Consider the following 11,736-nt stretch of genomic DNA (forward strand, 5'->3'; position numbering starts at 1 on the left):
TCCGGCGGGCTGCTACGGTCCCACCCAAGTAAACACAACCGTTTACCTCACTCGTCCTCGAGGAGTCTTCCATGAGCGGAATTGGCACCACCGAGCTGAGCGGGTACGCGGAGAAGCTGATCCGCGGCCGCCACGCCACCCGCGCGTTCCGGCCCCATGCCGTACCCGAGGAGACGATGCGCGCGATCTTCTCCCTGGCCAGTGCGGCGCCGTCCAACTCCAACGCCCAGCCGTGGCAGATCGAGGTGGTGAGCGGGGAGCCGCGCGAGCGCCTGGCGGATGCCCTCCAGGCCGCCCACGCCGAGAAGCGCGTCTCGGTCGATTTCCCGTACAGCGACGACATGTACTCGCCGACGCAGCAGGCGCGCCGGGCCGCCTTCGGCGCCGGGCTCTACGGCGCCCTGGGCATCGGCCCCGACGACCACACGGCACGTGCGGCGTACGACGCCGAGAGCCTGCGCTTCTACGGCGCACCGCACGTCGCGTTCCTCTTCGTCTCCGGCGACGCCGACGCACGGCTCGCCGCGGACGTCGGCGCCTACATGCAAACGCTGCTGCTGGCGATGTCCGCGTACGGCGTGGACAGCTGCCCGCAGGGGCTGTTGAGCTTCTACGCCGACACCGTGCGCGGCGAACTCGGCATCACCGGCGGAAAGCTGCTCGTCGGCATCTCCTTCGGCTACGCCGACGCGGCCGCCGCCGTCAACCAGATCACCGCGGAGCGCGCCACGCTCGAAACGACCACGGCATTCCATCGATAGCCGCGAGCACCAGGGCACTTGGTGCTCAGGCGGGCGGCTGGGCCGTGTCCTTGCCGACGGGGGCGGACCGGGCGTACCAGCTGGCGAGGATGCGCAGTTTTTCGAGGTCGTCGTCGGTCTTGCCGGCGTAGACGAAGAGGATCTGGTCGGGGTCGCCGGGCAGGGAGAGGGCTTCGTAGGTGATGTCGAGGCGACCGACGACGGGGTGGCTGAACCGTTTGGTCCCGCGCAAACCGCTCTTACCTGCGAAAACGCGGCATCAAGGCAGTCATCCCGGAGAAGAAGGACCAGTCCGCCAACCGGAAGAAGAAGGGCCGCCGGGGCGGCCGCCCCACACGCCACGACGGCGATCTTTACAAGGAGCGGAACACCGTCGAGCGGCTCATCAACAAGTTGAAGGCATGGCGCGGTATCGCGACTCGATACGACAAGACGCCCGAGAGCTACCTCGCCGGCCTCCACCTCCGTGCCTCGATGATCTGGATCGACGACATCCTGAAGGCAACTGGCTGATCACAACATCACACAGGCCCTAGGGGGTGTCTTGTGGATCAGGCCGGATCAGCGAGCGGCGTCTGGTGCAGGGGGCACCTCCCAGCGGTAGCTGGGGGAAGCTCGCAACCCGCGTGAGGAGAGCGCGGGGGGCACCTCCCAGCGGTAGCTGGGGGAGGCGCTGCGTGCGACGAGCGCGGGGCCGCGAGGTGCCGCCCGCCGCGGCAGCGGCTGATGTCACAGCGGCGTCGGGAGCCCGGCATGATCCACAAGACACCCCCTGGGCGAGCCGGGTGCTGCGGGCGGGCGCGTCGTGGGGCAGCAAGGGCGGCCGCCGCCCGGCCACCCCGGCCGCGAAGACCGACAGGCTTCTGGATGAGCCCGGACCGGCGGGTCGGGCCCGGGTTTCTAGACTTCCGTCGTGATGCCTCCCGCCGCCCTTCCCTCGCCGCTGACCCCGCTCGCCGATCCGGTCATGGAGCGTGCGGGGCTGGAGCTGCGGCTGAAGCGGGACGACCTCATCCACCCCACCGTCCCCGGCAACAAGTGGCGCAAGCTCACGCCCAATCTGCGCGCCGCCGCCGAGCAGGGGCATACCCGGCTGCTCACCTTCGGCGGGGCGTACTCCAACCACATCCGCGCCGTCGCCGCCGCCGGGGCGGCGTGGGGGATGTCCACGGTGGGGATCATCCGGGGTGACGAGCTGGCCGACGCCCCGCGCAACTGGTCGCTCGCGCTCGCCGAGTCGTACGGCATGCGGCTGGCCTTCCTCGACCGGTCCGGGTACCGGGAGATGCTGCGCTCCCTGGACGACCCGGGGACGCTGCGGGAGCTGGATGCGCGGTGGGGGCGTTGTTATGTGCTGCCTGAGGGGGGTTCGAACGCGCTCGCCGCGCGCGGGGCGGCCGAGCTGGTCGCGGAGATGCCCGGTCTGGGCGCGCGCGACATCGTGTGCTGTGCGGTCGGCACCGGCGGCACGCTGGCCGGGATCGCCGCCGCCCTGCCGGAGGGCGCGCGGGCGCTGGGGTTCGCCGTGCTGAAGGGCGCGGGCGGCTACCTGGAGGGCGAGGTGGCAGAGCTGCACCGGCTCGGGTGGGGGCGGGAGTTCGGCGATTGGCGCATCGAGCACGGCTGGCACGGCGGCGGGTACGGGCGGGTCCCGGCCGAGCTGGAGGCGTTCGCGGCGGGGTTCGAGGAGCGGCACGGGATGCGGGTGGAGCGGCGGTACGTGGCGAAGATGCTGTGGGGGCTGTACGGGCTGGCGGAAGCGGGGGCGCTGCCGCGGGGTGCCCGGGTGACGGCAGTGGTCACCGGGCCGCCGGACCCTGCGGGTGCGGGGTAGGGGGCTTGTCCCCCACCCCGCACGTTCCCGAAACCGGGGCTCCGCCCCGGACCCCGACGACGCGCGCCGTGGGCGGTGCGGCACGGTACTCGGCGCCCGGGCCGAACTTCGGCACCGGGGCATGCCAGGACCTGCAGGTCCGCCCGACCGGCAGGGCTGGGCCTCGCGCCCCAGGGCGCGCCCGGCACGGGAGTCGGGAGACGAGGGCACAGGTCCGCCCGGCGCGCTCGAGGCTGGGCCCGGCATCCCGGGGCGCGCCCGGCATGGGCTCGGCAGCGCACCCCGCACGGGAATGGGGCGCGGCGCGGGGTCACTCCCGGACCCGTAGGCGGATGACCGCCGTCGCAGCGTGGCGGACCGTGCTCTCCTGGCGTACCTCCACCGTCAGGTCCGGCGCGATCGGCTGGTAGGCGATCCACGCGCCGACCGTGTCGATCGCCGTGGGCGGGTCCGGGGACGGGGATTCCACCGGCGGCAGGTCCCGCAGGGCCGTGGCCAGCTGGGCCCGGACCGCCGGGGAGAGGGGGCCGGAGACCACGGGGGTGTCGTCGCCCGGCAGGACGAGGGCCAGGGCGCGTGGGCGGAACCGGGGGCCGACGACGCCGACGACCACGGCGTCCCGGGTCTCCGAGTGCCGCAGCTTCCGCCAGTGCCGTCCGGGCCGGTAGGGCTGGTCGGGGCTCTTGATGACCAGCCCCTCGACGCCGATGGCCGGGAACGCCTCGTACCAGGTGGCGGCCAGCTCCGGGTCCATCGTCATCGGTACGGCCTGCAGGGGCGGACCGTGCGGTTCGAGGAGCGCGACGAGGCGGGCGCGGCGTTCGGCGTACGGCCGCGGCCGCAGGTCGTCCGGGCCGCTCGCGAGGAGGTCGAACGCGGCGTAGGACGCGGGGAGTTCGCGGGCGAGCCGCGCGGCGCGGGCCTCGGACGCGGCGGTGGCGCGCTTCTGGACGGCGGCGAAGTCGGTGTGGCGCCCGACCCACACCACCACCTCCCCGTCGAGCACGGTGCCCACCGGGAGCCGTAGCGCGGCGGCCGCCAGGTCGGGGAAGGCGCGGGTGACGATGCGGCCGGAGCGGGCCTGCATCCGCACCTCGTCCGCCAGCCGGAAGATCAGCAGCCGATGGCCGTCGAACTTCGGCTCGTAGGCGAGCTGCCGCCCCGGCGTGGCGACCGGCAGGGTCGGAACGGGCCGGGCCAGCGCCACCGGCACGGGGGGCAGCAGGGGCGGCAGCAGGGCGGTCATGACATGGCGGGCAACGGGTGGGCCCGTGCCGGGTCGAGGAGCGGGGCGAGCAGATCGCCGTGGCGGTCGAGGCGGGCGGGGACGTCGTCGATCCGGAAGACCAGCCGCCCGGGGTCGTCGCACGCCTCCACCTCGCCCCAGGTCACGGGCGTGGAGACGGTCGGCTCCGGGCGGGCGCGGGGCGTGTAGGGGGCGGCGGTGGTCTTGGCGGCGGCGTTCTGGCTGAAGTCGACGAACACCTTGCCGGGCCGCAGGGAGCGCGTCATCTTCTGGATGGCCAGCCCCGGCAGCGCGGCCGAGGCCTCCGCCGCGAGCCGCCGGGCGTAGTGGGTGACCTGCCGGGACGGCGCCGGTTCCAGCGGGGTCAGCAGATGCAGCCCCTTGGATCCGCTGGTCTTGGCGTACGCGGCCAGCCCGTCAGCGGCCAGCCGCTCCCGCAGCCATACGGCGACGGCGCAGCAGTCCACGATCGTGGCGGGCGGCCCGGGGTCGAGGTCGAACACCAGCCGGTCGGCGATGCCCGTTCCCGCGTCGATCCGCCACATGGGCGCGTGGAACTCGACCACCAGGTTCGCCGCCCACATCAGCGAGGCCAGGTCCTGCACCAGCACCTGGCGCGCGGTTTCCCCCTCATGGCGGCTGACCTCGGCGGTCGTCACCCAGGAGGGGGTGCCGGGGGGCGGGTTCTTGGTGAAGAACGTCTGTCCGTCCGGGCCGTCCGGATAGCGCAGGAACGCGAGGGGGCGCCCCCGCAGATGGCCGAGCATCGGGGCGGCGGCGGACGCCAGATAGTGCAGCAGCTCGCCCTTGGTGGTGCCGGTGGCCGGATGGATGACCTTGTCGAGGTTCCTGAGCGCGATCCGTCGCCCCTCCACCTCCGTGATCGGGGACATACGATAAGAATCTCACGAAAGGGATCAAGCATGCGATCTATCTGGAATGGGAACATTTCGTTCGGCCTGGTGAGCATCCCGATCAAGATGTATCCGGCGACCGAGGACCACTCGGTGTCCTTCCGGCAGATCCACACCGCCGACGGCGGCCGCATCCGCTATCGCAAGGTCTGCGAGCTGGAGGACAAGCAGGTCGACTCGGAGGAGATCGGCAAGGCGTACGAGGATGCCGACGGTGCCCTGATCCCGATCACCGACGAGGACCTGGCCGCCCTTCCGCTGCCGACCACCCGCGCCCTGGAGATCGAGGCGTTCGTGAACGCCTCGGACATCGATCCGCTGCAGATGGGCGACGCCTACTACCTCGGCGCCAACGGCACCGCAGCCGCCAAGCCGTACGCCCTGCTCCGCGAGGCCCTCAAGCGCAGCGAGAAGGTCGCCATCACCAAGTACGCCCACCGCGGGCGGGAACGGCTCGGCATGCTGCGCGTCGTCGGCGACGCCATCGCCATGCACCGGCTGCTGTGGCCGGACGAGGTACGCGAGCCCGCGGGCGTGGCGCCCAAGGAGAAGGTCACGGTGAAACCGGCCGAGCTGGACCTCGCCGACACCCTGATGGCCACGCTCGGCGAGGTGAACCTGAGCGAACTGCACGACGAGTACCACGAGGCCCTGGAGTCCCTGGTGGCGGCAAAGGTCTCCGGCGCCACCCCCACCGCCGAACCGGGTGAGCGCCCGGCCGGCGCCCAGGTCGTGGACCTGATGGCCGCGCTGAAGGACAGCGTCCGCAGCGCGAAGGAGGCCCGCGGCGAATCGGCCGAGGAGGCCGGGGCAGCCGAGGATAAGGCAACGGTCACCGAAATGACCGGCCGCAGGAAGGCCCCGGCCAAGAAGAAGGCGCCCGAGAAGAAGACGGTCGAGAAGAAGACGGCCGCGAAGAAGACCGCGGCCAAGAAGACCGCGGCGAAGAAGCAGACGCCGAAAAAGGCGGCGGCCAAGAAGCAGCCCGGCAAGCGCGGCGCCTGACGCGGGGTGCGGGGGCGCGCCCGTCCCCACCCGGCCACCCGCCGGTGGCGGGTGGCCGGGTACGACGGGCGCCCACAGCGCACCCCAAACGCACCGGCCTACCCGCCGAAGGCGCCCCGGTGCTCCGCGACCCACTCCGCGAACGTCCGAGGCGGACGGCCCGTGATGCGCTCGACCTCCGGGGAGATCGCCTGCGGCCGGTCCACGCAGCCCGCGAAGACCCGCAGCAGCGAGTCCGCGATCTCCGGTGTCACGAACCCGCCGACCATCTTCTCGCGCGCCACCTCGTGCGGAATCTCCTCGTACCGCAGGGGCCGCCCGATGACCTCGCCGATGACGCGCACCTGGTCGGCGAAGGTCAGCGACTCCGGGCCGGTCAGCTCGGGCGTCCGGCCGACCAGGTCGTCGGTGAGGAGCGCGCGGGCGGCGACGGCGCCCATGTCGGCCTCGTGGATGGGCGCCATGTGCGCTCCGGCGTACGCGCCGTACACCACGTCCCCGGCCTTGATCTGGTCCGCCCACTGGAAGGCGTTCACGGCGAAGGCACCCGGCCGCACATGCGTCCACTCCAGCCCGGTGCGCTCGACCTGGGCCTCCAGCTCGCGGTGCATGGCGCCGATCGGGTTGTCCTTCGGGTCGGTTTCCTCGAGGACGGAGGACGAGGAGAGCATCACGATGCGCCGCACCCCGGCCTCCTTGGCCCGCTCCAGCAGTTTCTCGGCGCCCAGCTGCCACGCCACCGCGGCGTGGAGGAAGAGCCCGGTGGCGCCCTCCAGCGGCAGGTCCTCGGTCCGTGCCCCGCTGACCCCTTCGGGGAAGCGGGTGGCCTCGGGGTCACGGGTGAGAGCGCGGACCTCCGCGCCCGCGGCGGCCAGCTCCTTCACCACATGCGCGCCGACGTTTCCGGTGGCTCCGGTTACCACGATCATGACGTGCCTCCCTAGCTGTCCTCAAGCATCCTCGAAGCCAGATTCATCCAACCGGATGAACTTGTCAAACAAATAGATGAAGCTAATCTGGTCCGATCGAGCACGGAGCAGTGGTACGAGGAGTTGAAGGCCATGGAGGGGACACCGAAGAGGTCCCGCCGCGCCCCCGCGCCCGAGGAGCGCAAGCTGTGCCCGGAGCGCTCCCGGCGGCTGCTGCTGGAGGCCGCGCGGGACGAGTTCGCGCAGAAGGGGTTCGCGGGCGCCCGGGTGCAGGACATCGCGGACCGGGCGGGCGTCAACAAGCAGCTGATCGCGTACCACTTCGGCGGCAAGGAGGGGCTGTACCGGGAGCTGGGCCGCGAGTGGCTGAAGCACGAGGCGACCTTCAACGACCCCTCGATCCCCCTCGACGAGCTGGTCGAGCGCTACCTCCGGGAGGCCTTCGCCGATCCCCGGGCGACCCGGTTCAACGCCTGGTGCGGCCTGGACGACGCCGCGCCGGAGGAGGGCCCGGAGGACCTCTCCGACCTGCGGCGCCGCCAGGCGGCGGGCGAAATCGCGGAGGACATCGATCCCGCCATGGCCATGCTGCTGTACGTCAGCCTGGTCACGGCGCCGATCGCGCTGCCGCACGCCGTGCGGCAGTTCTTCGACGCCGACCCGGAGTCACCGGAGTTCCGCGAGCACTACGCGGAGCAGCTGCGCCGGATCGTCCGCCACCTGGCGACCTGAGAACGCCCGCGACGAAGCGACGAAGCAACGAAGCAACGAAGCGACGAAGCGACGGAGACCTACTCCGTCACCCCGTCGATCTGGAACGTCTGCACGGACTGCGCGGCGAACGGAACGCTCAGCCGCTTGCCGTCCAGCACCGTGTCCCGGCGCGCGGTGTACAGGTCGCCGCCGCCCGCCGTCTGCGTCGACCAGCGCGGCACGAGGCCGCCCGTACCGCCGGTGACCTGGCCGAACCGGGACAGGTCGAAGGTCATGGTCTGCGCGGCGCCGGGGTTGACGGCGACGAGCACGAGGCGGCGTGCGGCCGGGTCGTACGCCGCCACCGCGTGGTCCGAGCCGGTGGCCAGGACGCGCATGCCGGGGCGGATGTGCCGGGTGAACTGGGCCAGGACGTAGTACTTGGTCTGCACGGCGCCGGGCTGCGCGGTGTTCGGGTCGTAGTGGATGAGCGCCCAGCCCGCGCTGGGGTCCATGACCTGCCAGTAGCACCAGGCGGTCGGGTGCAGCCAGCGGAAGTCCATGCAGAGGTTGGTGGCGAGGGTGAGGCCCGTGCCGTCCTTGTCGCCGGTCTCGGAGTTCCACAGCTTCTTGCCCGCGGCGCGCACGTCCGCGTACAGCAGGTCGCGGCGGCCGCCCGAGCCCTGGTAGCCGTGCACATTGACCTGGTCGACAAGGGCGCGGGTCGCGGTGTCGAAGGAGCCCCAGGTGGTGCGGGCCAGGTCGTAACTGGTCTCGTCCGAGGCCGAGATGCGGGCCCCGGTCAGGCCGCGGCTGTCCAGCTCGGTGCGGAGGTGGCCGAGGACGGTGCGCTGCACCGCCGCGTCGATGTGGCAGCCCTCCTGGGTGCCGTCCGCCTTCCACCACGCGGAGGACGGTTCGTTGAACGGCTCGACGGTGGCGAAGCAGACGCCCCAGTGGTCCTGGGCGTAGCGGGCGGTGGTGGCGAGGTAGACGGCGAACTGCCGGTAGTTCCAGGACTGGAGGTTGTTGCCGCCGTCCGCCGCGCCGGAGGGGTTGTGGTTGAGGCACATCCACCACATGGGTGAATTGGAGAACAGCTCGGTGACGGCGCCGCGCTGCACGGCCTTGGTGAGCGCCGCGCGCTGGACCGCGTCGGAGGTCCAGCGCCAGGCGGAGGAGGCGGGGTCCTCGCTGGACCAGTCGTGCCAGTAGCCCTCGATCTGCTTGAACCGGGGGATGTTGGGCGAGACGGCCATGGACTGGCCGCCCACGCCGGTCCAGGCGCAGCCGCCGAGGTTGTAGCGGGCGATGTTCAGCCCGAGGCCGGGGAGGGTGGTACCGGCGTACGTGGTGTTCCTGGTGGTGAAGAAGAGGTCGGCGAAGTCGTCCCGCTGCCCGAAGAGGTTGGCCCACCAGGCGAGCGAGGTGCCCCAGCCCTCCCAGCCACCGTGGTCGGTGCCCGGGTCGACGGTGACGGCCTCGTCGGCGTGGGCCGTGCCGGTGGTGAGTGCGGTGCCGAGCAGGGTTGCGCTTGCCGCGGTGAGGAGCGTTCTTCGTCGCACCATGTGTCCCTTCTGCCGCTTGGGTCCCCGTGGTGTGAAGCGTCGGGTGCGGAGAGGGAGTTGTCGAGAGGTATGACAGCGCTTTCTGCCGCCAGGGCGACGGTCGTAATTCGGTTGCTCCCGGCCCACCGGCCCGCTCAGGATGTCCGCGGCATTCGCCAACACCACTGCCGACACGACAGGAGCATGCGATGCGCCGATTCCTCGGAACGACTCAGCGCCCCCATCGGACGACCGTCTTCGAGGACATCACCACGCATGCACCAGACCATCAACATCGGCGTGCTCGCCCATGTCGACGCCGGTAAGACCAGCCTCACCGAGCGGCTGCTGTTCGACGCGGGCGTCATCGACCGCCTCGGCAGCGTCGACTCCGGGGACACCCAGACCGATACCGGCGCCATCGAGCGGGAGCGCGGGATCACCGTACGGTCGGCCGTCGCCTCCTTCACCGCCGGTGACACCCAGGTCAATCTGATCGACACCCCCGGCCACTCCGACTTCATCGCCGAGGTCGAGCGGGCGCTCGGCGTGCTGGACGGGGCCGTGCTCGTGCTGTCCGCCGTCGAGGGCGTCCAGGCGCAGACCCGGGTGCTGATGAAGACGCTGCGGCGGCTGCGGCTGCCGGTGCTGCTCTTCGTCAACAAGATCGACCGGGCGGGCGCCCGGCACGCGGAGCTGCTGGCGGACATCCGGCGGCTGCTGGCGCCGCACATCGTGGCCATGACGGACGTACGGGACCTGGGCACGCGGGCCGCGCGCACCCGGCCGCGGCCGCTCGACGACATCGGCGTACGCACCGAGATTGCCGAGGCGCTGGCGGAGACCGACGACGCGCTGCTCGCCCGGCTCGTGGACGGCCCGCTCCCCTCCCCCGCCGAGGTGCGCGCGGCGCTGGCCGCGGGGACCGCGGACGGGCGGGCGCATCCGGTGTACTTCGGTTCGGCGCTGAGCGGGGAGGGGGTCGCGGCCCTCGTCGAGGGCGTCGTACGGTACGTCCCGCCCAGCCCCGCGGGCGAGGACGGTACGGCACCCCGGGGAGCCGTCTTCGCCGTCGAGCGGACGGCGGGCGCCGCCACGAAGACCGCGTATCTGCGGCTCTTCTCCGGCGAGCTGACCGTACGGCAGCACCTCACCCTGCACCGGCCCGGCGCCCGGCACAGCGGGCAGATCACCTCGCTGGAGGTGGTGGGCCGGGCAGGGGCGCGGGTGCTGACCGCCGGGAACATCGCGCGGATCAAGGGGCTCCCTGAGGTCCGCGTCGGCGACCGGCTCGGGAACCTGGGCACCGAGGACGGTCGCCCACGATTCGCCGCGCCCACCCTCCACACCCTCGTCCACGCCCGCGAACCCGGCCCCGCGGCCGCCGCCCGGCTGCACACCGCGCTGCTGGCCCTGGCCGACCAGGATCCGCTGATCCACGCCCGGGCGGTGCCCGGCGGCGCCACCTCGGTACTGCTGTACGGCGAGGTCCAGAAGCAGATCATCGCGGCGACGCTCGTCCAGGACTACGGCATCGAGGCCGACTTCGAGCCGAGCCGCCCGGTCCTGGTGGAGCGGCCGGTGGGGGTCGGCGAGGCGTGCTACGAGATGGCCCGGCGCGGCCATACGGGGCCGTGGGCGACGGTCGGGCTGCGCGTCGAGCCCGCCGCGACCGGGTCCGGGGTCGGTTTCGGCTACGAGACCGAACTGGGCGCCCTGCCGCGGGCGTTCCACACCGCGATCGAGCAGACCGTGCACGACACGCTGCGGGAGGGCCCGCGCGGGCGGGCGGTCACGGACTGCCGGGTCACCCTGATCCGTTCGGGCTTCGACGCCCCGGTCAGCACCGCCGCCGACTTCCGGGGCGTCACCCCGGGGGTGCTGGGGGCGGCCCTGGAGCGGGCGGGGTGGCGGGTGTACGAGCCGTATCACGCCTTCGAGCTGGAGATTCCGTCCGATGTGCTGGCACAGGTCACCGCCCGGCTCGCCGCGGTCGGGGCGGACCTCGCGGAGAGCGCGAGCGCGGGCGGTGGGTCGGGGTGGCTGCTGACGGGGGAGATTCCGGTGCGGTCGGTGCACGAGTTCGAGCACGCGCTGCCGGGTCTCTCGCGGGGCGAGGGGGTGTGGGTGTCCCGCCCGTCCGGCGACCGGCCGCTCCCTGGCGGCCCCATGCGCTAGAGCACTAGATGTCGGGCCCGGCGACGCGGGCGTAGCTCACGGCGTTGCTCGTGCCGCCTTCCGTGGTCACGGTGACGTTGACCGCCCCGGCCGACCCAGCCGGGGCGGTCGCCGTCACCCAGTTGTCCGACACGACCGTGAACCCGGCGAGCGTGGAGCCGAAATGGACCGCGTTCGCCGTGGTCAGGCCGGTGCCGAACAGGGTGACCGTGTTGCCGCCGCCCAGCGGGCCCTGGCCGGGGACCGCGCTGGTGAGGGTGGGGACGGCGACGTAGAGGTACGTGACGCCGTTGCTGGTGCCGCCCGGCGTGGTCACCGTCACCTGCACGGGCCCGGCGGTTCCCGGCGGCGCCACCGCGTTGATCTGGATGTCGGAGACGACCGTGAAGGACGTGGCGGCGACGGTGCCGAACTTGACGGCCGTCGCGCCGAGCAGGTTCGTCCCCGTAAGGGTGACGGCCGTGCCGCCGGCGGCCGGGCCCTGGCCGGGGGTGACGGCGCCGAGAGTGGGGAGGCCGACGTAGAAGTACGTCACGCCGTTGCTCGTACCGCCCGGACCGGTCACCGTGATCTGCACCGGACCGGCGGCCCCCGGCGGCGCCACCGCCGTGATCTGCGACGGCGACACC

11 protein-coding genes and 1 pseudogene are annotated in these 11,736 nt (G+C 72.5%); 6 read left to right on the forward strand and 6 right to left on the reverse strand.

Annotation, left to right across the window (positions count from 1 at the left end; all coding sequences use genetic code 11):
* Positions 1-71: 71 nt before the first annotated feature.
* Complete coding sequence (locus ACFZCY_RS11935; protein WP_391171510.1) at positions 72-761, forward strand: nitroreductase family protein; 690 nt, start codon at positions 72-74, stop codon at positions 759-761.
* 25 nt (positions 762-786) lie between these two features.
* Here ACFZCY_RS11935 and ACFZCY_RS11940 read toward each other — a convergent pair whose 3' ends face one another.
* The gene (locus ACFZCY_RS11940) at positions 787-993 is read right to left on the reverse strand and encodes a hypothetical protein (RefSeq protein WP_391171512.1); all 207 of its coding nucleotides are present in this window, start codon (positions 991-993) and stop codon (positions 787-789) included.
* On the opposite strand from ACFZCY_RS11940, the pseudogene ACFZCY_RS11945 reads away from it, so the two are divergent.
* A pseudogene (locus ACFZCY_RS11945) lies at positions 984-1,274 on the forward strand (transposase); the annotation flags it as partial. The gene ACFZCY_RS11940 and the pseudogene ACFZCY_RS11945 overlap by 10 nt on opposite strands.
* A 403-nt stretch (positions 1,275-1,677) precedes the next feature.
* On the forward strand, positions 1,678-2,595 hold the full coding sequence (locus tag ACFZCY_RS11950) for a pyridoxal-phosphate dependent enzyme (RefSeq protein WP_391172127.1): 918 nt from the start codon (positions 1,678-1,680) through the stop codon (positions 2,593-2,595).
* 310 nt (positions 2,596-2,905) lie between these two features.
* Here ACFZCY_RS11950 and ACFZCY_RS11955 read toward each other — a convergent pair whose 3' ends face one another.
* Positions 2,906-3,841: an ATP-dependent DNA ligase gene (locus ACFZCY_RS11955; RefSeq protein ID WP_391171515.1), complete on the reverse strand. Its 936-nt coding sequence runs from the start codon at positions 3,839-3,841 to the stop codon at positions 2,906-2,908.
* Positions 3,838-4,734 (reverse strand): non-homologous end-joining DNA ligase, encoded by an 897-nt coding sequence (ligD, locus tag ACFZCY_RS11960; protein WP_391171517.1) that lies wholly within the window; start codon positions 4,732-4,734, stop codon positions 3,838-3,840. Before ligD ends, ACFZCY_RS11955 begins: the two co-directional genes overlap by 4 nt.
* Before the next feature lie 30 nt (positions 4,735-4,764).
* Between ligD and ACFZCY_RS11965 the strand changes: the two genes are divergently transcribed.
* Positions 4,765-5,760, forward strand: coding sequence for a Ku protein (locus ACFZCY_RS11965; protein WP_391171519.1), 996 nt, complete (start codon positions 4,765-4,767; stop codon positions 5,758-5,760).
* 98 nt (positions 5,761-5,858) lie between these two features.
* Here the strand turns inward: ACFZCY_RS11965 and ACFZCY_RS11970 are convergent, their stop codons facing one another.
* Positions 5,859-6,689: an NAD(P)H-binding protein gene (locus ACFZCY_RS11970; protein ID WP_391171521.1), complete on the reverse strand. Its 831-nt coding sequence runs from the start codon at positions 6,687-6,689 to the stop codon at positions 5,859-5,861.
* 132 nt (positions 6,690-6,821) lie between these two features.
* On the opposite strand from ACFZCY_RS11970, the gene ACFZCY_RS11975 reads away from it, so the two are divergent.
* Entirely contained in the window at positions 6,822-7,421 is a 600-nt protein-coding gene (locus ACFZCY_RS11975) for a TetR family transcriptional regulator (RefSeq protein WP_391171523.1), read from the forward strand.
* Between the two features lie 59 nt (positions 7,422-7,480).
* Here ACFZCY_RS11975 and ACFZCY_RS11980 read toward each other — a convergent pair whose 3' ends face one another.
* Positions 7,481-8,950, reverse strand: coding sequence for a glycoside hydrolase (locus ACFZCY_RS11980; RefSeq protein ID WP_391171525.1), 1,470 nt, complete (start codon positions 8,948-8,950; stop codon positions 7,481-7,483).
* A gap of 255 nt (positions 8,951-9,205) precedes the next feature.
* On the opposite strand from ACFZCY_RS11980, the gene otr(A) reads away from it, so the two are divergent.
* Entirely contained in the window at positions 9,206-11,107 is a 1,902-nt protein-coding gene (otr(A), locus tag ACFZCY_RS11985) for a tetracycline resistance ribosomal protection protein Otr(A) (RefSeq protein ID WP_391171527.1), read from the forward strand.
* Between the two features lie 4 nt (positions 11,108-11,111).
* On the opposite strand, the gene ACFZCY_RS11990 is transcribed toward otr(A), so the two are convergent.
* On the reverse strand, positions 11,112-11,736 hold a 625-nt coding region (locus tag ACFZCY_RS11990), incomplete at its 5' end, for an IPT/TIG domain-containing protein (RefSeq protein WP_391171529.1).

The organism is Streptomyces sp. NPDC007983 (assembly GCF_042958345.1).
Lineage (GTDB): Bacteria > Actinomycetota > Actinomycetes > Streptomycetales > Streptomycetaceae > Streptomyces.